This window comes from Pseudomonas sp. TE24901 (assembly GCF_054058375.1).
This window is the reverse complement of record NZ_JBSSAF010000013.1, coordinates 78614-97765: the sequence shown is the minus strand read 5'-3', so window position 1 is coordinate 97765 and position 19152 is coordinate 78614. Positions and strand designations below refer to the sequence as shown.

General features: G+C 62.5%; 17 protein-coding genes. 2 read left to right on the top strand and 15 right to left on the bottom strand.

Annotated features, from left to right (window positions below; genetic code table 11):
* Position 1: 1 nt before the first annotated feature.
* The 13 genes from ACVWVP_RS24015 to ACVWVP_RS23955 form a co-directional block, all read right to left on the bottom strand.
* The gene (locus ACVWVP_RS24015) at positions 2–1120 is read right to left on the bottom strand and encodes a succinylglutamate desuccinylase/aspartoacylase family protein (RefSeq protein ID WP_178918990.1); all 1119 of its coding nucleotides are present in this window, start codon (positions 1118–1120) and stop codon (positions 2–4) included.
* Positions 1121–1129: 9 nt separating this feature from the next.
* Positions 1130–1840: an ABC transporter permease gene (locus ACVWVP_RS24010; RefSeq protein WP_176994715.1), complete on the bottom strand. Its 711-nt coding sequence runs from the start codon at positions 1838–1840 to the stop codon at positions 1130–1132.
* Positions 1837–2565, bottom strand: a complete 729-nt coding sequence (locus ACVWVP_RS24005) for an ABC transporter permease (protein ID WP_178918988.1) — start codon at positions 2563–2565, stop codon at positions 1837–1839. The genes ACVWVP_RS24010 and ACVWVP_RS24005 overlap by 4 nt, the downstream gene beginning before the upstream one ends.
* A 59-nt stretch (positions 2566–2624) precedes the next feature.
* Complete coding sequence (locus ACVWVP_RS24000; protein ID WP_176994717.1) at positions 2625–3404, bottom strand: transporter substrate-binding domain-containing protein; 780 nt, start codon at positions 3402–3404, stop codon at positions 2625–2627.
* 311 nt (positions 3405–3715) lie between these two features.
* Positions 3716–5350 carry an ATP-dependent DNA ligase gene (locus ACVWVP_RS23995; protein WP_457408418.1) on the bottom strand — a complete coding sequence of 545 codons (1635 nt, stop codon included), beginning with the start codon at positions 5348–5350 and terminating at the stop codon, positions 3716–3718.
* Positions 5347–6351, bottom strand: coding sequence for a ligase-associated DNA damage response exonuclease (locus ACVWVP_RS23990; RefSeq protein WP_178918982.1), 1005 nt, complete (start codon positions 6349–6351; stop codon positions 5347–5349). Before ACVWVP_RS23990 ends, ACVWVP_RS23995 begins: the two co-directional genes overlap by 4 nt.
* Before the next feature lie 200 nt (positions 6352–6551).
* The gene (locus ACVWVP_RS23985) at positions 6552–8993 is read right to left on the bottom strand and encodes a penicillin acylase family protein (protein WP_457408415.1); all 2442 of its coding nucleotides are present in this window, start codon (positions 8991–8993) and stop codon (positions 6552–6554) included.
* A 161-nt stretch (positions 8994–9154) separates the two neighbouring features.
* On the bottom strand, positions 9155–9799 hold the full coding sequence (locus tag ACVWVP_RS23980; RefSeq protein WP_178918978.1) for a glutathione S-transferase N-terminal domain-containing protein: 645 nt from the start codon (positions 9797–9799) through the stop codon (positions 9155–9157).
* A gap of 105 nt (positions 9800–9904) precedes the next feature.
* Positions 9905–10690: an ABC transporter ATP-binding protein gene (locus ACVWVP_RS23975; protein WP_457408413.1), complete on the bottom strand. Its 786-nt coding sequence runs from the start codon at positions 10688–10690 to the stop codon at positions 9905–9907.
* Positions 10687–11745, bottom strand: a complete 1059-nt coding sequence (locus tag ACVWVP_RS23970; protein ID WP_259171789.1) for a FecCD family ABC transporter permease — start codon at positions 11743–11745, stop codon at positions 10687–10689. Before ACVWVP_RS23970 ends, ACVWVP_RS23975 begins: the two co-directional genes overlap by 4 nt.
* 69 nt (positions 11746–11814) lie before the next feature.
* On the bottom strand, positions 11815–12942 hold the full coding sequence (locus ACVWVP_RS23965; protein WP_457408411.1) for an ABC transporter substrate-binding protein: 1128 nt from the start codon (positions 12940–12942) through the stop codon (positions 11815–11817).
* Between the two features lie 28 nt (positions 12943–12970).
* A complete protein-coding gene (locus ACVWVP_RS23960) occupies positions 12971–13651 on the bottom strand; it encodes a Fe2+-dependent dioxygenase (protein WP_178918971.1) in 681 nt (226 codons plus the stop codon).
* Between the two features lie 3 nt (positions 13652–13654).
* On the bottom strand, positions 13655–16042 hold the full coding sequence (locus ACVWVP_RS23955) for a TonB-dependent receptor (RefSeq protein WP_259171786.1): 2388 nt from the start codon (positions 16040–16042) through the stop codon (positions 13655–13657).
* A 196-nt stretch (positions 16043–16238) separates the two neighbouring features.
* Between ACVWVP_RS23955 and ACVWVP_RS23950 the strand changes: the two genes are divergently transcribed.
* On the top strand, positions 16239–16949 hold the full coding sequence (locus tag ACVWVP_RS23950; protein ID WP_178918969.1) for a response regulator: 711 nt from the start codon (positions 16239–16241) through the stop codon (positions 16947–16949).
* Entirely contained in the window at positions 16946–18331 is a 1386-nt protein-coding gene (locus ACVWVP_RS23945; RefSeq protein ID WP_259171785.1) for an ATP-binding protein, read from the top strand. The genes ACVWVP_RS23950 and ACVWVP_RS23945 overlap by 4 nt, the downstream gene beginning before the upstream one ends.
* A 121-nt stretch (positions 18332–18452) precedes the next feature.
* Here ACVWVP_RS23945 and ACVWVP_RS23940 read toward each other — a convergent pair whose 3' ends face one another.
* Both ACVWVP_RS23940 and ACVWVP_RS23935 read right to left on the bottom strand, forming a co-directional pair.
* Positions 18453–18653 carry an SEC-C metal-binding domain-containing protein gene (locus ACVWVP_RS23940; RefSeq protein WP_026136698.1) on the bottom strand — a complete coding sequence of 67 codons (201 nt, stop codon included), beginning with the start codon at positions 18651–18653 and terminating at the stop codon, positions 18453–18455.
* A complete protein-coding gene (locus ACVWVP_RS23935; protein WP_178918967.1) occupies positions 18650–19132 on the bottom strand; it encodes an LEA type 2 family protein in 483 nt (160 codons plus the stop codon). Before ACVWVP_RS23935 ends, ACVWVP_RS23940 begins: the two co-directional genes overlap by 4 nt.
* Positions 19133–19152: the final 20 nt, after the last annotated feature.

Below are 19152 nucleotides of genomic sequence, written 5' to 3'. Positions count from 1 at the left end.
CTCAAGGCGAAAGTAGGTAGCCGCTGCGGTAGGCCTCACTGCCTGCGACATGGCTGATGACCATCCCGGCAGTGGCCATGCGGCGTAGCGAACGGGCGTAAAGCAGGCCGGCCTTCTGGCAGTGCACAGGCGTTACGCGGTCAGTAATGGGGTCGATGATTTCGGCGATCAGTTGCCCGGCTTCCAGGTATTCGCCGGGCAGGGCGCTGAATACCAGCAAGCCGCCGACAGGCGTGGCCACCGGTTCCACCCCCGCCAGCGGCGTCGCCGGGTAGGGCAGGTCGGGCAGTGGCGTCACGTCACCGGCAATCGCGCCGAAGTGGATCAGGTAGTCGATGATCGCCTGGCAGTCGAGGGCGGCCAGGCCGTGGTTGACGTCGCCTTGGCCGCGCAGTTCGACGGTCACCGAGAAGCTGCCCATGGGGATCGGGAAGCGCTCGCCGAAGCGTTGCTGCAGTTGCCACCACACCAGGGTGAAACACTCATCGAAGGACTGCCCACCCGAATCGGTCGCGAGCAGGTTGGCTTCCGAACCGATATAGCGCGCCAGCGGTTCCACCTGCGGCCAGGCTTCAGGCGTGGTGTACAGGTGCGCCACGGCTTCGAAGTCGCAATGCAAGTCCAGCACCATGTCGGCATCGCAGGCCAGGCGTTGCAGCACCAGGCGTTGGGAATGCAGCTGGGTGTCGGCGGTGTGTGCTGCCAGGGCAGTGGACAGCGCGGCGCGGATCAGTTCGACGTTGTGCTGTGGATCGTCCCCCAGCAGGTCCTCGACCCTGTTGCCGACTTCGTCGCTGAGGTCCACGAACCAGCGGTTGAAGTTCTGCCCGCTTTCCAGCTCGTAGCGGCCCAGGGGAATATCCATCAGCACCTGTTCCAGGCCCACCGGGTTGGCGACGGGCACCAGCACGATTTCACTGCGCAGGCGCCCGGCGGCGGCCAACTCGGCCAGGCGTACTTTCAAGTGCCAGGCCACCAGCATGCCCGGCAGCTCATCGGCGTGCAGCGACGATTGGATGTAGACCTTGCCAGCGGCGTCTTGCGGGCCGAAGTGGAAACTGTGAATCTGCCGCGCCGTGCCTGGCACCGGCGCGATCAGATCATGTACCTGATGACGCATGAAGACTCCTTAGTGGCTCGGCCCGAGGAAGGCCAGCCAACGGCGCTCCGCCAGGCGAAACAGACCGACCAGAGCAAAGGTCACGGTCAGGTAGATCAGCGCGGCGATGCCGAATGATTGAAAGGTCATGTACGTGGCCGAATTGGCGTCCCGGGCCACCTTGAGAATGTCGGGCACGGTCGCGGTGAAGGCCACGGTGGTTGAGTGAAGCATCAGGATCACTTCGTTGCTGTAGTAGGGCAACGAGCGGCGCAATGCCGAGGGCATGATCACGTAGGCATACAGCTTCCAGCCGGTCAGGCCATAGGCCTTGGCCGCCTCGACTTCGCCGTGGGCCATGCTGCGAATCGCACCCGCGAAGATCTCCGTGGTGTAGGCGCAAGTGTTGAGGGCAAAGGCCAGGATGGTGCAGTTCATCGCGTCGCGAAAGAAGGCGTCCAGCACCGGTTGCGCACGCACCGCCGCGATGCTGTAGATGCCGGTGTAGCAGATCAGCAACTGGATATAGAGCGGCGTGCCGCGAAACAAGTAGGTATAGAACTGCACCGGCCAGCGGATGTAGCGCTTGCGCGAAACCCGGGCGATGGAGAGCGGGATCGACACCACGAAACCGATGACCAATGCCGCGCTGAGCAGCCACAGGGTCATGGCCAGCCCGGTGATGTGCTGGCCGTCGCTATAAAGGAAAGGCCGCCAGTATTGCTGGATAAGTTCGATCATCGCACGGCCTCCCGGGCCCCAGCGGAGTAACGGCGTTCAAGCCAGCGCAGCACGACGTTGGACGCGCTGGTGATCAGCAGGTAGATCAAGGCGGCGAGCACCAGGAAATAGAACAGTTGATAGGTACTTTTGCCCGCATCCTGGGCGGCCTTTACCAGGTCTGCCAGGCCGATGATCGACACCAGCGCCGTGGCCTTGAGCATCACGCACCAGTTGTTGTTAATGCCGGGCAGGGCAAAGCGCATCATCTGCGGGAAGGTCACGAAGCGAAACCGCTGGCCACGGCTGAGCCCGTAGGCGGTCGCCGCTTCGAGCTGGCCACGGGGCACTGCGAGGATCGCGCCGCGAAAGGTCTCGGTGAAATAGGCACCGTAGATAAAGCCCAGGGTAATGACCCCGGCGCTGAATGGGTCGATCTCGATGTACTCCCATTCCATGAAGTCGGTGAGGCCGGTCAGCCAGATCTGCAGGCTGTAGAAAATCAGCAGCATCAGCACCAGGTCGGGTATGCCGCGAATCAGGGTGGTGTAGATCTGCGCCGGAACGCGCAACAGGGCGACGCTGGAGAGTTTGGCGCTGGCGCCGAGCAGGCCCAGCAAGACGCTGACAGCCAGGGAGGCGACCGACAACTTCACGGTCATCCACGTACCTTGCAGCAACAGTGGGCCGAACCCTTTCAAGCTGAAGGCACTCAGCCCCAGGGTTTGTAAAAGATCTTCAAACATGAATTCAGGACCTATGGCGATAAAAAAGCGCCCACCTGAAACAGGTGGGCGCCGGGGTGTTATTTACCGCTGTACAGGTTCAGGTCGCCGAAGTGTTTCTTCTGGATGGTGGCGTAGGTGCCATCATCGTGTAACGCTTTGATACCTTTATCGAGCAAGGCCTTGAGCTCTTTGTTACCTTTTTTGATACCGACCGCAGTTTTGGACGGCAGCAGTGGGTCGTCGATGGCCTTGCTGACTTCGTAGTCAGCACCGGCTGGCGACTTCAGGAAACCCAGCTCGGCTTGCAACATGTCCTGCACGGAAGCGTCCAGTCGGCCCGAAGTCAGGTCGGCGTACACCTGGTCCTGGTTGGCGTAGGCCTTGGTGGTCACACCGGCTTTGTCCAGCACGGCCTTGGCGTAGGCTTCCTGGATGGTGCCTTGCTCGTAGCCCACGGATTTGCCCTTGAGGGACTCAGGCGTGGAGTAGTTCGCGCCTTTTTTGAACACCAGGGACGTCGGGCCGGAGAACAGCTCGCTGGAGAAGTCGATCGCCTTTTCACGGGCTTCAGTCACGGTCATCGAGGAGATCACGCCGTCGAACTTGTTGGCGTTGAGGCCCGGAATCATGCCGTCGAAGTCACTTTCAACCCACTTGCACTTGACCTTCAGCTCGGCGCAGATCGCATTGCCCAGGTCGATATCGAAGCCCACCAGGCTGCCATCAGCGGCCTTGGACTCGAACGGCGCGTAGGACGGATCGACACCAAAACGCAATTCCTTGTATTCCTTGGCTGTCGCAACACCTGCAGCCATGCACAGAGCCAGTGCAGAAAGGGTCAGCAATGCTTTTTTCATTATGTAATCCCTGGAAACCAAGATAAGCGCTTGTGGCGCGTTTAGGACTGTTACTGAACGGTGTCAGACGGATCACAAGTAGCAATTTCTGCACCATAGTTCCGAATGAGCGTTTTAAAAGGTGAGACGAGGGCGTTTTGAGTGTAGGAGATGCCCGAAAATGGGCATCAAAAAATCAGCGCACCATTTTGGGGTTGGCGAGGATCAAAATGTGGGAGCGGGCTTGCTCGCGAATACGGAGTGTCAGTCAACAGATCCATCGACTGATCCACCGCATTCGCGAGCAAGCCCGCTCCCACAGGGGATATGTGTCAGGTCAGGAGGTCCTGTAGCGTTCCAAGGTTATCCGCGTCTTCCACTGTCTTATCCTGCCGCCACCGCAACATCCGTGGAAACCGCACCGCAATCCCGCTTTTGTGCCGCTTCGACAAGGCAATCCCCTCAAACCCCAGCTCAAACACCATGCTCGGCGTCACACTACTGACCGGGCCGAATTTCTCGACTGTGGTCTTGCGCACAATCGCGTCGACCTTGCGCATCTCTTCGTCGGTCAGCCCTGAATACGCCTTGGCGAACGGCACCAGCGTACGCTCGCTGCCGGGCGGGCCGTCCCACACGGCAAAGGTGTAGTCGCTGTACAGGCTGGCGCGGCGGCCGTGGCCGCGCTGGGCGTAGATCAATACGGCGTCGACGCTGAACGGGTCGACCTTCCATTTCCACCAGACGCCCATGTCCTTGGTGCGGCCCACGCCGTAGAGGCCGTCGCGCGCCTTGAGCATCATGCCTTCCACCCCTAGCCGGCGAGAGGCCTCGCGCTGCTGCGCAAGTTCCTGCCAGGTGGTGCCCGTCAGCAACGGTGATGGAATCAGCACAGGCTGGTTACACAGGCTGATCACCTGTTCGAGTTGGGCGCGGCGCTTGGCCTGGGCGTGGTTGCGCCAGTCGTCGCCCTGATACTCCAACAGGTCGTAGGCGAGGATCACGACAGGCGCCTCGTCGAGCACCTTTTTACTCAAGGTCTTGCGGCCAATGCGTTGTTGCAGCAGGGCGAAGGGTTGCACCGCGTCCTTCCACACCACGATTTCACCGTCGATCACCGTGCCGTCCGGCAAACCGCTCACCAGGCTGTGCAGTTCAGGAAAACGCTCGGTAACCAGTTCTTCGCCCCGTGACCAGATCCACAAGCGCCCCTCACGCTTGACCAGTTGCGCGCGAATGCCATCCCACTTCCATTCCACCTGCCAGCCGGCGGGCGAACCGAGCAGGGCGTCGAATTGTTCCAGCGGTTGCGACAAGCCATGGGCGAGAAAAAACGGATAGGGCTGCCCGCCTCTTTGCGCGTGCTCGTCCGAAGATTCAGCAGCGATCAGCTTGAGGTAACCCTTCGCTGTCGGGCGGTTGGACAAATCGGTGTAGCCCACCAGCCGCTGGGCCACGCGTTTGCTGTCCAGGTCGGCCATGGCAGCGAGAGCCCGGGTGACGAGCAACTTGGACACGCCCACTCGGAAACTGCCGGTGATCAACTTGATGCACACCATCAGGCTGGGTTGATCCAGCTGCGCCCATAACGCGGGCAGGCGTTCAGCCAGCTCCGCAGGTGGCAGGCCTCTCAAGGGTAGGAGCTTTTCTTCCAGCCACACCGCCAAGCCGTCTTCAGAGGTGTAGGGCGATTCTGGCAACAGCAACGAAATGGTTTCGGCCAGGTCACCCACCGACTGGTAGCTTTCCTCAAACAACCAAGGCTCGATGCCTGACGCCTCGGTGGCCATGTCCCGCAGCAGGCGCGTGGGCACCAGTTGCCGGGGCCGCCCGCCAGACAGGAAGTACACCGCCCATGCCGCATCTGCGGGCGGCGCGTGCCGAAAGTAGGTTTGCAAAGCCGCCAGCTTGGCGTTGCTGGAGGTGGTTGCGTCGAGGTTGGCGTACAACTCGGCGAAGGCCTTCATGCCGTGGCCTCTTCTTCGTCATCGCCGTATTCGGTGGTGAAACCCTGGGCATCCAGGCCTTTTTCCCGCAGGTGGCGTACCAGTACGCCGACGGAACCGTGGGTGACCATCACGCGCTCGGCGCCGGTCTGTTCGATGGCCCACAGCAGGCCCGGCCAATCGGCGTGGTCTGAAAGCACAAAACCTCGGTCTACACCGCGCCGCCGCCGTGTGCCACGCAAGCGCATCCAGCCGCTGGCAAACGCGTCGCTGTAATCGCCGAAGCGCTTGATCCAGCTGCTGCCACCGGCAGAGGGCGGGGCGATGATCAGGGCCTGGCGCAGCAGTGGGTCGGTCTTCTTGAAGTCCCCGGCGTAGAGGGTTTCGGGGATATACACCCCGGCCTCGCGGTACACCCGGTTCAGCGGTTCTACCGCGCCATGGCTGAGGATCGGGCCGATGCTGGCGTCGATGCCATGCAGGATGCGCTGGGCTTTGCCGAAGGAATAACAGAACAACACGCTGGCCTTGCCGGCAGCGATATTCGCCTGCCACCAGTCGTTGATCCCGGCGAAGATTTGCGCTTGAGGCTGCCAGCGGTAGATCGGCAGGCCGAAGGTCGACTCGGTAATGAAGGTGTGGCAATGCACCGGTTCGAAAGGCGCGCAGGTGCCATCGGGTTCGACCTTGTAGTCCCCGGAGGCGACCCAGACTTCGCCCCTGTATTCCAGGCGCACCTGGGCTGAACCGAGCACGTGGCCTGCGGGGTGAAAGCTCAAGGTCACGCCGTGGTGCACCAAGGGTTCGCCATAGGCCAAGGTTTGCAGGTTGATGTCCTGCCCCAGACGTGAACGCAGGATGCCTTCGCCCGGCGCAGCGGCCAGGTAGTGTTGATTGCCGGTGCGGGCGTGATCGCCGTGGGCGTGGGTGATGACCGAGCGTTCAACCGGGCGCCAGGGGTCGATGTAGAAATCACCGGCTGGGCAATAGAGGCCTTCGGGCCGGGCGATGACAAGGTCCATGGGCGGTGCCGGGGGCAATGGGCTTATCAGGTATGAGGGGAGTGAGACTTGAGAAGTTCTATCTAACTGCATGCGATCCAATGTGGGAGCTGGCTTGCCTGCGATGAGGCCGTGTCAGTCACTGATCAAGTGGCTGATGCACCGCCATCGCAGGCAAGCCAGCTCCCACATTTTTTCCGGTTCCTTCAGCGAGAACCGGGTTACTTACCGGGTGTCAGGGTCAACCGGGTTTTGCCGTAGGCCTTGTCGAAGTTCTGCGGCTGCATCGGGAAGCTCAGGTATTGCGCCTTCAGCGACGGGTCGATGCCATTGGCATAGTTCGGGCTGGCCGGGTTGCCGGACTGGCCGATGCCGCCCTGGCCCATCATCGGTTCGGCTTGGCCGAAGTCGACGATCATGCGCAGCGCCGGCACCTGGGTGGTGTTGAAGTTTTGGCCCCAGCTGTACGGCGCAGGGTTCAAGGTGTTGTGGTCGCCACCACTGGCCAGCGGGCCACGGATCACCTGGCCGTTGAGGTTTTTCCAGGTGGTGCTGTGCAGTTTGCCCCACTGCCAGGCCTTGTGATCGCCGCCCAGTTGGCTGTCGCCTGCGGTGATCGCTGCGGCCAGGCTGCGCGCCAGAATCGCCGGTTTGTCTTCTTTTTGCGGCGTGCGCGTGTCGTCCCAGAACGGGCTGTCCTCGCGGCCGAGCAAATGGTCGGCGGTGGCGGAGTAAGACAGGCCTGCGTTGCTGACAAACGCCTTCCAGGTCGCGCTGTTTTCCGGGCCGAGCTTGTCGAGGAAGATCTGCTTGGCGCTTTCCTGCAGGAACAGCTCGTAAATGGCTGCATCTGCGGAGGTGGACACCAGGCGGCCGTCGAAGGCCATCAGGCGGCCCAGGGCTTCGCGGGCCTTGGCTTGTTCGGCCGCTGGCAAGGCGTCGATCGCCTGTTTCAGCGGTTGCGCCATGCCCGGCGCCTGGAACATGGTCTTGAGCTTGGCCGCGAACGTGGTGGTCTGGTCGTACTGCATGGCGATCAGGCTGCGGCTGTCATGCTTGCCAGCATTGGCCAGTTGCGCGAGGCGCTCGCTGCGCTCCGGCGCGTCCCACGAGTTGGACAACTGCATGCCGTAGCCGCGCGGCGCCGTGCGCTGGTTGGCGGTGCCGATCCAGCCCTGGGGCGGGTCCTGGTCATACGGGTGCAGCATCGCGTCGGCGTAACCGTCCCAATCAAAGCGCGCATCCCAGCCCGGCGAGGGCAACAGGCCTTCGCCTTCGCGGCGGTTGGGGAAACGGCCGGTGACTTGCCAGCCGATGTTGCTGGCGTCGGCGAAAATCATGTTCAGGGCGATGGCGCGGATCTCCCGGGTCGCGTCCGAGGCCTTGCCCGCGTTTTGCGCGCGGGACAGGTCGAAGAACGCATCCAGGCTCTTGTCGTCCTTGAAATCGGCGGTTTGCAGGGCCAGGCCGAAACCGGTGGTCAGCGCCTGGCTGCTGTTGAGCAGGGCGCCATGGCGGGTTTCGTACACCACTTCGCGAATCGAGCGTTGGCCCTTGATGAAGAAGGTCTCGTTACGCACACCGGCCGGCAGCCATTTGCCATTGTTCTCGTAGTACAGCCCGTTGCCCTGGCGTTTGACCTTTTCGAGGAACAGGTCCTGGGTATCGCCCTTGACCGCGCTCATGCTCCACGCCACTTTGCCGTTGAAGCCGGACAACAGGGTGGGCAGGCCGGCAATCGAGGCGCCGACCGCCTGGTACTTCGGCGCACGGATCTGCACGTAGTTCCACGGTGACGGTGCTTGCGGCTGGGCGGCCAGGTCGCCGGCCAACAGGCTCTTGCCGCTGCGGCTGCGCTGCGGGCCGACGGCCCAGTTGTTCGAAGTCGTCACCGCCAGTGCATTCAAGCTGTTGAGCTGCTGGCCAACCGCTTCCAGCCCGGCAAGGCCGGTGATCTGGCCGAGGTTCACGCCCTTGAGCTTGTCGGCTTCAGCCTGCGGGATAGGTTCATCCGGCGCGCTCGGGGTGAGCCAGGCGAGCTTGTCCACGCCGACTTTCTGCGCCAGCACCAGGGAGGACAGTTCTTCCTGCAAGTTGCTCGACTCGCTGAAGTTCAGCAGGCAGAACAGCAGCGCTGAATCTTCCGGCTTCCAGTACTCGGGCTTGTAGCCGGTCTGGGCCAGGTCGGGCGGCAGCTTGTCGCGGTAGCGGAACAGATAGGCATTGACGCCACGTGCATACACTTCGAAGAAGCGCTTGAGGCGCGGGCTGGAGGCGTTGTACAGCTCGCCGGCGCTTTTCTTCAGGTTGACGGCGCGCATGAAACGGTCGACGCCCAGCACCTCCGGCCCGGACATTTCCGCCAGACGGCCCTGGGCCAGCAGGCGCAAGGTGACCATCTGGGTGATGCGGTCGCTGGCGTGCACATAACCGAGGCTGAACAGCGCGTCGTGGAAGGTGTTGCTTTCGATCAGCGGCATGCCTTGGGCATTGCGGCGTACCGATACGTTCTGCGCGAGGCCCTTGATCGGCTGTACGCCGGCGGCAGGGAGCAGGGTGTCCTGGGTGCTCTGGAGCTGGCAACCGGCCAGGCTTAATGCACTGGCCACTGCCGCGGCAACGCCGAACCGGGGAAGAAAATGTGAGAGGGCTGGCGAGGCCATGGCAAAGCTCCTGCGGGGGTAGCGTCAGTAAAGGCGCTACGTTAGTGAGCGCGGCGAAACGACGCAAGCGGGAGTTTGGGGTAAACGTCAGATCTTGAGACTGGCACAGAACAATGTGGGAGCGGGCTTGCTCCCACAGTTTGACCGCGTACAGCGCAAGGTCAGGCTTTGGGTGGGTTCACTTTCTGCACCAGTTCATAAGCCCGAACCGTCGCTGGCCGCTCCTTGATGCTGTTGAACCAGCGGTGCAGATGGGGGAAGTCTTCCAAGCGCTGGCTCTGCCATTTGTGGGAAACGATCCACGGGTAGATCGCCATGTCGGCAATGCTGTAGTCCTCGCCCGCCACGAAGGCGCGGTCCGCCAGACGGCGGTCGAGCACGCCGTACAAGCGGGCAGTTTCGTCTACATAGCGTTTGATCGCGTAGGGAATCTTCTCAGGCGCGAACTGGCTGAAATGGTGGTTCTGCCCGGCCATCGGCCCCAACCCGCCCATTTGCCAGAACAGCCATTGCAGGGCTTCCTGGCGACCGCGCAGGTCTTTGGGAATGAACTGGCCGGTTTTTTCCGCGAGGTACAGCAGGATGGCGCCGGACTCGAACAGCGAAATTGGCGCGCCTCCGTCGATCGGCTGGTGATCGACGATGGCCGGGATGCGGTTGTTGGGAGCGATCTTCAGGAAATCGGGCTTGAACTGGTCGCCCTGGCCGATATTGATCGGGTGCACCTTATAGGGCAGGCCGGCTTCTTCCAGGAACAGCGATACTTTGTGACCGTTGGGGGTAGTCCAGTAATACAGGTCGATCATGAAGCTCTCCAAAGGTGGTGATGCTTGAGCGAATGCCTGTAGGTATAGGTAATGTTCCACTGACGAAAATTCAATGAAACATTTGTGCATACCCTTAGAAGCGAATCACACAGCACCGTCCACCAACACCTGCAACGACTGCTGCGAACAGCGCTCGATGCGCACCTGCACGCGGTACACCTCGGCAAACATCAGCGGGTCGAGCACCGCATCCGCCGTGCCGCTGGCGTACAAGCGGCCTTGGCGCAGCACCGCAATACGGTCGGCAAAACGCGCGGCGAGGTTGATGTCATGCAACACCACCACGGCGATCAGGTTGTGCTCACGCACCAGAGAGCGCACGCACTCCATCACCTTCAATTGGTAGTTGAGGTCCAGGGCGCTGGTGGGTTCGTCGAGCAACATCACCTGGGGGCGACGCGCGATCAGTTGGGCAAGGCTGACCAATTGGCGCTGGCCACCGGACAACGTGCTTAACAGTTGATCGGCCAAATGCGCGATGCCAATGCGCTGCAAGGCCTCGAAGGCTTCGCGCAGGCAGGCGGTATTGGACAGGGGAACGCCGTCGGCATTGGCCACGCGCAAGGCGGCGATCACGCTTTCCATCACGCTGAGGCTCAGGCCCGGCGGCAGGTTCTGCGGCATGTAGGTGACGCGCCGTGCGCGCTCGGCCACCGACATGGCTGACAGGTCCAGGTCGCCCAATCGCACGACGCCCTGCATCTTTTCCAGCCCGGCCACGGCGCGCAGCAAGGTGGATTTTCCGGCGCCGTTGGGCCCGATCAAGGCGGTCAGGCTGCCGTGGGGCAGGGTGGGCAGGTTCAGGTCGTGCACGATCTGCCGGCGCCCATAACTCACATTGGCGCTGTGTACCGATAACCCTGCACTCATAACTGCCTCCCACGCTTGAACACCAGCACCACGAAAATCGGCACGCCCACCAAGGCCGTGACAATGCCCACCGGCACGATCACCCCGGGCATGATCAGCTTGCTGGCGATGGACGACAGCGACAGCAGCAACGCGCCGGTCAAGGCACTGGCCGGCAGCAGGAAGCGTTGGTCCTCGCCCACCAGGATCCGCGCGATATGCGGACCCACCAGGCCGATAAAACCGATGGTGCCTACAAACGCCACGGCGGTCGCCGACAACAGGCTGATACGCAGCAGCGAGAAAAACCGCAGGCGCTTTACGTCCACGCCGAAGCTTTGTGCGCGGTCTTCGCCCATGCGCAACAGTGTGAGGCGCGGTGCGGCGGTGAAGGAAAATGGCATGACCACGGCAACCACCAACGCGAGGATGCCGAGCTTGTCCCAGTTGGCCCGGGTCACGCTGCCCAGGGTCCAGAACACCAGCTGTTGCAGCACATCTTCGGTGGCGACCAGTTGCAGCAAGGCCACCACCGCGTTGCAACTGAACACCAGGGCGATCCCGAACAGCACCAGGCTTTCCACCCCGGCACCGCGCAGGCGTGACATGGCTTGCAGCAAAAACACCGAGGCGGCGGCGAAGATAAACGCCGAGATGGAGATCGCGGTATTGGCCGAGACCCACAGCGTGGTCACCGGGAACACAATCACCAGGGATGCGCCCAACGCCGCCGCCGAGGACACGCCCAGGGTGAAGGGGCTGGCCAGTGGGTTATTCAAGATGGCCTGCATCTCGGCTCCGGCCAGCGACAACGCGCAACCGACCAACACCGCCATCAAGGCGTAGGGCAGGCGCACGTTCCAGATGATCACCTGGTCGGTGGCGCTCAGGTGGGAAGGGTGCAAAATGCCGTTGAGCAGCGCCAGCAGGCCCATGCCCGATGGGCCGCTGGCCAGGTCCACGAGGATGGCGCAGACCAGCGCGGTGCCCAGTAACGCCAGCAGCCAGGCACGCCGCGCCAGCAGGCGGCGGTAGCCCTGGGTGGCGCTGGCGAGGTCGAGGGTTTGAGTGGTCATGTGGCTCACACCGTTTCGAAAACGAAGAAGATCAAACTGTGGGAGCGGGCAAGCCCGCTCCCACAGGTTTTACCGTGTTTCTACGGCGGGCTTAGCGTCGATCCAATAGGCGCCCTGTAGCGGCATCCCCAGGAACTGCTGGTTGATCTGCTCCATGGTCGCCTGCGGGTCCAGCTTGGCGAACAACTCGGGGTGTACCCACTTGGCCAACGACTCGATGGCCAGCAGGTTGTACGGCGAGTTGTAGAAGTCATGCCACAGGCCGTGGGAATTACCTGTGCGGATCGCACGCAGGTTGGCGAATTCCGGACGTGCCAGCACCCGATCAAATGCCTCGCGTGCTTCGTCGGTACTCACGCCTGCGCCCAGGATCAGCCCCGGCTTGTGGTTACCCGTGGCGACGTAGACATCCGGGTCAGCCTTCAACGCGTACTCGACACTGATATCCCCCAGTGCACCCGGCACCACATCGGCGGCGATGTTGCGCCCGCCCACCAGCTTGATCACTTCACCCATGCCGCTCTTGCCGGTGGTGTGACCCGGCGCTTGCCAGGCACCGGCCAGCAGTTCGAGGAACACGCTCGGGCGCGGGCCCGCAGGCAGGGTGGCGACGGCGTCGGTGATGACCTTGATGTGCTGGTCATAGAAGTCGAGGAACGCCTTGGCCTGGGCTTCACGGCCCAGCGCGTCACCCAGCGCTGTCATGCTGGTGTGGGTGCCTTGCACCGGGTTGATGCGGAAGTCGACGAACAACACCGGGATGCCCGCCTTGGCCAGCACATCGGCGACCGGGCTGTGTTCAGTGGGGCCGTGGCCGGAAATGCTGAACACCGCCAGGTCGGGTTTGAGCGAAAGGATTTCCTCGGCGCTGACGCTTTGCTCCGACGCCTGGCCGATCAGCGGGATGTCTTTCACTGTCGGAAATTTCGCCACGTAGGCGTTGTAGGTGTGCTGGTCCAGCAGCTTCAGGTCGTTCTGCCAGCCGACGATGCGCTGGAACGGCGCGTTCTTGTCGAGCAAGGCAAAGGCGGAAATCAGCCGGCCTTCGCCAAGGACCACACGCTTGACGTTGTCGGCCACTTCGACCTTGCGGCCCAGCACGTCGGTGACTTCATGGGCGGCGGCGGTTTCGGCATGGCCCAGGACCAGCGCGGCAAACAGCGCGCCGAGTTTGAGCGCGTTTCGGGGTTTCAACATGGCACGGACTCCAGGTGAAGGCGGCGCATCAGACATCGCTCCAGCGCCGCAGCAGGTTGTGATAAGCGCCGCTCAGTTGCAGCAGCGCGTGGTGGTCGGCGTGTTGCGCGGTGAGGGTCTGGATCGCCACGTCCATGTCCAGCAGCAGTTGGCGCTGGCTGTCTTCGCGCACCAGGCTTTCGATCCAGAAGAAACTGGCCAGGCGCTCACCGCGGGTGACGGGGTTGATCTTGTGCAAGCTGCTGCCGGGGTAGATCAGCAGGTGGCCGGCGGGCAGCTTCACGGCGTGTTCGCCGAAGGTGTCGCGGATCACCAGTTCGCCGCCGTCGTAGCTGGCCGGGTCGGCCAGGAACAACGTGGCGGAGATGTCGGTGCGCACCCGTTCGCGCACGCCCTTGAGGCCGCGAATGGCATTGTCGATATGCCAGTCAAAGGCCTCGCCGCCGCTGTAGCGGTTGAACAGCGGCGGGTAGATGCGCTTGGGCAGGGTGGCGGACATGAACAGCGCGTTGTCCGACAGCCGCGCCAGAATCTGCTCACCCACGCGGATGGCCGTCGGCGAATCTTCCGGCAACTGCCGGTTGTTTTTCGCCAGGGCCGAGCGCTGCCCGGCGGTCACCTTGCCGTCCACCCAGGGTTGATCGAGCAAGGCCGCCACGCTGGTCTCGACTTCACGGGGGCTGAGCAGCCCCGGGATTTCGATCAGCACCGGTCAGAACTCATAGTCGACGCTGGCGGTGAGGGTGCGCCCGGCACCGGGGATGCCGTACAGCTGGAAGCCGTCGAGGGACGCGCCGACCTGGCTGTAATAGAACTTATTGAACACGTTGTTGAGGTTGAGGTTGACCGTGGTGTCCTTGTTCACCTTGTATTGCGCCGCCACGTTGCTCAGCCAGTAGCCGGGGGCCTTTTCGTTGTCGCGCACATAGATGGCGTTCACCCCGGACGGGCCGTTGGCGTAGCTGCTGTTGTTGTTCAAACCGCCGACGTATTTGTTGTCGCTGTAGCGACGACGGCCCACGTATTGCTCGCCGTAGCTGAGGCTCAGGGCGTCGGTGACGGCGTAGGTGGTCCACAGGTTGGCGGTCAGGTCGGGCACGTTCTTGGCTTCGGCGCCTTTGTTGATGCCTTTGGTCTGGGTGCTCTTGAGCGCCGAGAACCCGGTGTAGGCGGTCCAGCGCGGCGTGATGTTGCCTTGCAGGCCCAGTTCCACGCCGTCTACGCGTTTGGCGGGCAGGGCGCGGACCGGGGCGGACTCGCCGTCCTGGTATTCCCAGGCGTTGTCCAGTTCGGTGCGGAAGATCGCCGCCGTCACGTTGAGCATGTCGTGGGCAATGTCCCACTTGGTGCCCATTTCATAGGTCTTGGACTTGGCCGGGCTGTAGTTGCTGGTGGTGGCCGAACCGTAGATCTGGTTGTTGGTGGACGCGCCGAGTGCCGACGGTTGCGCCGCCTCGCTGTAGGACACATAGATGCTGCCGTTGGGCAACGGCTTGTACACCGCGCCGACGCGACCGCTGACGGCGCCATCGGTGCTGCTGATATCTGCCTGGCCACGTTGGGTGGTCTGGGCGCGCCAGTTGTCATAGCGCAGCGAGCCGAGCACTTGCCACTGGTCGTTGAGCGTAACCGTGTCGCCTGCATAAATGCCGGCGTTGTCGATCACCGAGCGTGGGTCGCCTTCGCCCTTGGTCACATAGGTGCTGGCGAAGCTGTGGCTGGGGTCGCTCATGTCGAAGAACATGTCGCCGGCCGGCACTTCGGCGTTGCGTTTCAGGCCGCCGTAGGTCTCGTGGTAGAACTCGAGGCCCGACACCACCGCGTGCTGCAGGCTGCCGGTGTTGAACTTGAAGCTGAAGTCGGTCTGGTTATCCAGGATGGTGTAGCGCTTGGACAAACCGAAATCGCTGCCGCGCAGGATGCCGTAGGCGGTGTTGCTGTTGTTCACGTAGTCGGTGTAGGCATTGACCGTGCTGCCCGGGACTTGGCTGATCGGGCCTACACCGGTGTAGCCCAAGGTCGCACAGCGCGTGCCGGAGCAGGTTTTCTGGCCGTTGGCATTGGCGGCAAAGAATCGCGCCGGGGAGAGCACCGCAAAGTTGTCGCTGCGTTCCCAGCGGGTCTGGTTGCGCAGGTTGGCGTCGTTCCAGTCGAAGTCGTGTTCGAAACGGGCGGTCAGCGAGGTGGTTTCGTTCTGTTGGGTGTAAAGGCTGGAATCGCCGTACCAGTTCGAGCGCTTTACGCCCGGCATGCGGTCGCCATTGGTCCCACGCTGGATCGGCACGCCGCCGTCCGGGGTGTTGGTGTCTTTCTGATAGAAGGTGTCGACGAAGAACCGCGTGTCGGTGCCCAGGCCGAAGCCGAAGGACGTCGCGATGCCCCAGCGGTCATAGTCCACATCGTCGCGCTCGGCCACCCCGTTGTAGTGCTTCATCAGGTTGATGCGCACGGCGGTGGTGTCGTTGATCTGTTTGTTCAGGTCGGCCGTGAGCCGGCGGTAGCTGTCGGTGCCGATGCCGGCCGAGACTTTATTGGCATCGCCCAGGTGTGCTTCTTTGCTCACCAGGTTGACGCTGCCGCCTACGGCGGACACCCCGGACTCAATCGACCCGGTGCCCTTGAACACTTCAGCCTGTTGCAGGTTGAAGGTGTCGGTGCGCGTGGACATGCCGGCATCGCGCACGCCGTCGACCGTCAGGCTTTGCTCGGACGAGAAGCCGCGAATCGAAAACAGGTCGCCCCATCCCAGGTTGCCTTCGCCCGACATGAAGGTAATGCCTGGCACGTTGCGCAGCACTTCCTGCAAGGTCTGCGCGTTCTGCTCCTTGAGCACCTGTTGCGGCACGATGGTCACGCTTTGCGGCGCATCCAGCAGCGGCTGGCTGATCTTGGCGGAGGTCACCCGGTCGACCTTGAAGGCGGAGGTGGGGGCAGCTTGGCCATCGACCTTGATTTCCGGCAGGCTCAGCACCGCGTCGTTGTTCGCGGCGGCGGGCGCATCGGCCCAGGCCGTCGGGGCAACGCTACCGGCAGCCAGCAAGCCGAACATCGGCGCCAGAGTGGTGTGCAGCGTGTGGCTGCGAGGTGTGGGCAGTGACATAGGCGAGTTCCGAGTCTAAATTACAATTACTCTCATTTAGGTTCGGTAGTCTAAAGAGCGATTCCGCCTGCCATACCCTGGGTTTGTATCGCTGATGCGTGATTATCGTTTCCCACAACATTCCATTACATTTGCGCGTACTGCTGGCTGAACTTTCGGCTATCTCCTGCGTTTTGAGTTTTCGGACCGACTGCCCATGGCCAAGCAAGACCACCTGTTGATCGTCGATGACGACCCGCAAATCCGCCAACTGCTCTGCGACTACCTGAGCGACGCCGGCTTCCAGGTGTCCACCGCCGCCGACGGCAAGGAAATGCGCCGCCGCCTGGCGCTCAATGTGATCGACCTGATTGTGCTCGACCTGATGCTGCCCGGCGAAGACGGCCTGAGCCTGTGCCGCGAACTGCGGGTGAGTTCCAACACGCCGGTGGTGATGCTCACGGCCAAGGGCTCGTTGATCGACCGCATCGTCGGCCTGGAAATCGGTGCCGACGACTACCTGCCCAAACCCTTCGACCCGCGTGAGTTGCTGGTACGCATCAAGGTGGTGCTGCGTCGGGTGCAGAGTTTTCCGGACCGGGCGCGGCTGGATGAAGCGCCGAGCATCCGTTTCGCCGGCTGGCAGCTCGACACACGGGCGCGGCAACTGCTCACCCCGGAAGGTGTGGTGGTCAGCCTGGGCAATTCGGACTACCGCGTGCTGCGCCTGTTGTTGCAGCACCCCAACCGCCCGTTGAGTCGCGACTTTCTGCTCAATCACGTGTTCGACAAGGACAGCACGCCGTTCGACCGCTCCATCGACGTATGCGTCAGCCGCCTGCGTTCCCAACTGCCGGCCGGGCTGATCAAGACCGTGCGCAACGAGGGTTACATGCTCACCGCCGATGATGTGGTGCTGGGCTCGTGAGACTGCTGCCGCGCTCGCTGTTCGGGCGGCTGGTGCTGATCCTGGTCAGCGGCATGCTCGCGGCCCAGGCCCTGACCAGCAGCATCTGGTACGACCGCCGCCATGGCCAGGTACTGGAAATTCCCGCGCGGCTGATCGCGACGCGCCTGGCCGACGTGGTGCGGCTGGTGCACAGCGACCCGCAGCAGGCCGACCAGTTGATCAAGCTGCTCAACACGCCGCACTTTCGCCTGACGGTGAGCGACCAGGCCAGCAGCACGCCCAGCACCCTGACTGACAGCGACCGGCCCACCGAGCGCCTGATCAAAAAGGTGTTGTCGGAGAAAACCGGCTACGCCCAGACCCTGATCCTGCTGCGCCTGTCCCTGGTGGATGGCGAAGGGCAAACTGCAGGGTTGTCGACCCTGCTGAGCTCCAAGCCGGTGGTGGGGCAGTTCCTGATTGACCTGCGCCTGCCCGACGGGCGCTGGTTGCAGGTGGATGCCAGTGAAGAACAGGGCTGGACCAGCACTTCGCCGCTGGACCTGCTGTTCGACTATGTGATGCGTATCTACTTGCTGCGGGTGTTGGTGCTGGTGGTGATCGCCCTGGTGGCGGTGCGCCTGGCGATCCGCCCGCTCAATGCCCTGGCCAAGGCGGCTGAGGCGTTGGGGCGTGATATCCAGCGCCCGCCGCTGTCGGTGGACGGCCCCACTGAAGTCCGCCGTGCGGCGCAGGCCTTCAATGCGATGCAGCAACGCTTGATCGCCAACATCGCCGAACGCACGCGTTTTCTCGCGGCGATTTCCCACGATCTGCGTTCACCGATCACACGCCTGCGCCTGCGCACCGAGATGCTGGAAGACACCCGCACCAAGGAGCGGTTTCGCAGCGACCTGGAAGAAATGGAGCACATGGTCTCCAGCACCCTGGATTTTGTCAGCAGCGGCGAAATCAATGAGACGCGGCAGAACATCGACATCAACGCCTTGCTGCAAAGCCTGCAGGCCGATCTTGAGGATGTGGGGCAAAGCGTGACGATAGTGGGACGGGCCCGGCAACCCTTGCCGGGGTATGCCCGCAGCCTCAAGCGTTGTGTGCAGAACCTGCTGGAAAACGCGGTGCGTTATGGCTGTGAAGTGGTGGTGCAGGTCGAGGACCAGGCAGACAGCCTGAAGATCGTCATCAGTGACCGTGGCCCGGGGATTCCCCAGGAACAGCTGGAACAGGTGATGGAGCCGTTTTATCGGGTGGAAGGCTCACGCAACGCCGAGACGGGCGGGTATGGGTTGGGGCTGAGCATCGCCCACACCATTGCGCGGGCGCATGACGGGCAGTTGAGCTTGAGCAATCGGGAAGGTGGGGGATTGGAAGTGGAATTGCAGTTCCAACGCAAACCCTGAACCTGCAACACCATTCATGTGGGAGCTGGCTTGCCTGCGATGCAGACACCTCGGTACATCAGGCACACCCGGTTGATGCCATCGCAGGCAAGCCAGCTCCCACACAGCCTGGGTCAGGGCATCACGCCCCGTGGCACTTCTTGAATTTCTTCGCGCTGCCGCAAGGGCAAGGGTCGTTGCGGCCAACGTCCTTCAAGGCGTTGCGCACCGGCTCCTGGTGAGCGTGGCCGCAGTTCGGGCCGTGGACATGGCCGTGGTCGTGATCATGGTGATCGTGATCGTGGTTGCAGTCAGGACCATGGACATGGGGTTGCTGAGTCATCGATGTCGCTCCGGAATAAAATCGCCGGGGATTATCTCGCCATTGTGGGACACCTGCACGTCATTACCGATGAATAATCCGGTTTTCAGTTCACCGTCCAGGCGATAGGGCACGGGCTGGGTGGGATTTTTCAGCATCTGCACCACATCACGTATCTGCGGCCACAGGTTAGTGCGCACCGTCACCCGGAAGAACGCATGGCTGCGCGGCGGCACGGTGAGCCATTCGTTGGACTCGCCTTCAGTCAGCACAAAATCGTCCAGGGTGACCTTGTAGATCAGGCCGCGCACCGTCAGGTCGGCGTCGTCGCGGTTGTCCACGCGAAAGTACAGCTTGAACTTCTGCTCCAGCAACTTGGCCCGCACCACTTCGACTTTGACCAGGGCCACGTGAGGTGCCGGCGTATCGTCTTCGAACCACGAGGCGCAGCCGGTCAAGCCCAGTGTCAACGCCAGCATCAAGCTGTAGATCCGAAGCATGGCGTTTTTCCTGTCAGAGG

Bases quoted from the DNA above. Each gene is read 5' to 3' on its own strand.
- ACVWVP_RS23975 (WP_457408413.1), bottom strand. From the start codon at position 10,690: ATGAGTGCAGGGTTATCGGTACACAGCGCCAATGTGAGTTATGGGCGC.
- ACVWVP_RS23935 (WP_178918967.1), bottom strand. From the start codon at position 19,132: ATGCTTCGGATCTACAGCTTGATGCTGGCGTTGACACTGGGCTTGACC.
- ACVWVP_RS23955 (WP_259171786.1), bottom strand. From the start codon at position 16,042: ATGTCACTGCCCACACCTCGCAGCCACACGCTGCACACCACTCTGGCG.
- ACVWVP_RS23965 (WP_457408411.1), bottom strand. From the start codon at position 12,942: ATGTTGAAACCCCGAAACGCGCTCAAACTCGGCGCGCTGTTTGCCGCG.
- ACVWVP_RS24010 (WP_176994715.1), bottom strand. From the start codon at position 1,840: ATGATCGAACTTATCCAGCAATACTGGCGGCCTTTCCTTTATAGCGAC.
- ACVWVP_RS23980 (WP_178918978.1), bottom strand. From the start codon at position 9,799: ATGATCGACCTGTATTACTGGACTACCCCCAACGGTCACAAAGTATCG.
- ACVWVP_RS23950 (WP_178918969.1), top strand. From the start codon at position 16,239: ATGGCCAAGCAAGACCACCTGTTGATCGTCGATGACGACCCGCAAATC.
- ACVWVP_RS23970 (WP_259171789.1), bottom strand. From the start codon at position 11,745: ATGACCACTCAAACCCTCGACCTCGCCAGCGCCACCCAGGGCTACCGC.
- ACVWVP_RS23995 (WP_457408418.1), bottom strand. From the start codon at position 5,350: ATGAAGGCCTTCGCCGAGTTGTACGCCAACCTCGACGCAACCACCTCC.
- ACVWVP_RS23985 (WP_457408415.1), bottom strand. From the start codon at position 8,993: ATGGCCTCGCCAGCCCTCTCACATTTTCTTCCCCGGTTCGGCGTTGCC.
- ACVWVP_RS23940 (WP_026136698.1), bottom strand. From the start codon at position 18,653: ATGACTCAGCAACCCCATGTCCATGGTCCTGACTGCAACCACGATCAC.
- ACVWVP_RS24005 (WP_178918988.1), bottom strand. From the start codon at position 2,565: ATGTTTGAAGATCTTTTACAAACCCTGGGGCTGAGTGCCTTCAGCTTG.
- ACVWVP_RS23990 (WP_178918982.1), bottom strand. From the start codon at position 6,351: ATGGACCTTGTCATCGCCCGGCCCGAAGGCCTCTATTGCCCAGCCGGT.
- ACVWVP_RS24000 (WP_176994717.1), bottom strand. From the start codon at position 3,404: ATGAAAAAAGCATTGCTGACCCTTTCTGCACTGGCTCTGTGCATGGCT.
- ACVWVP_RS24015 (WP_178918990.1), bottom strand. From the start codon at position 1,120: ATGCGTCATCAGGTACATGATCTGATCGCGCCGGTGCCAGGCACGGCG.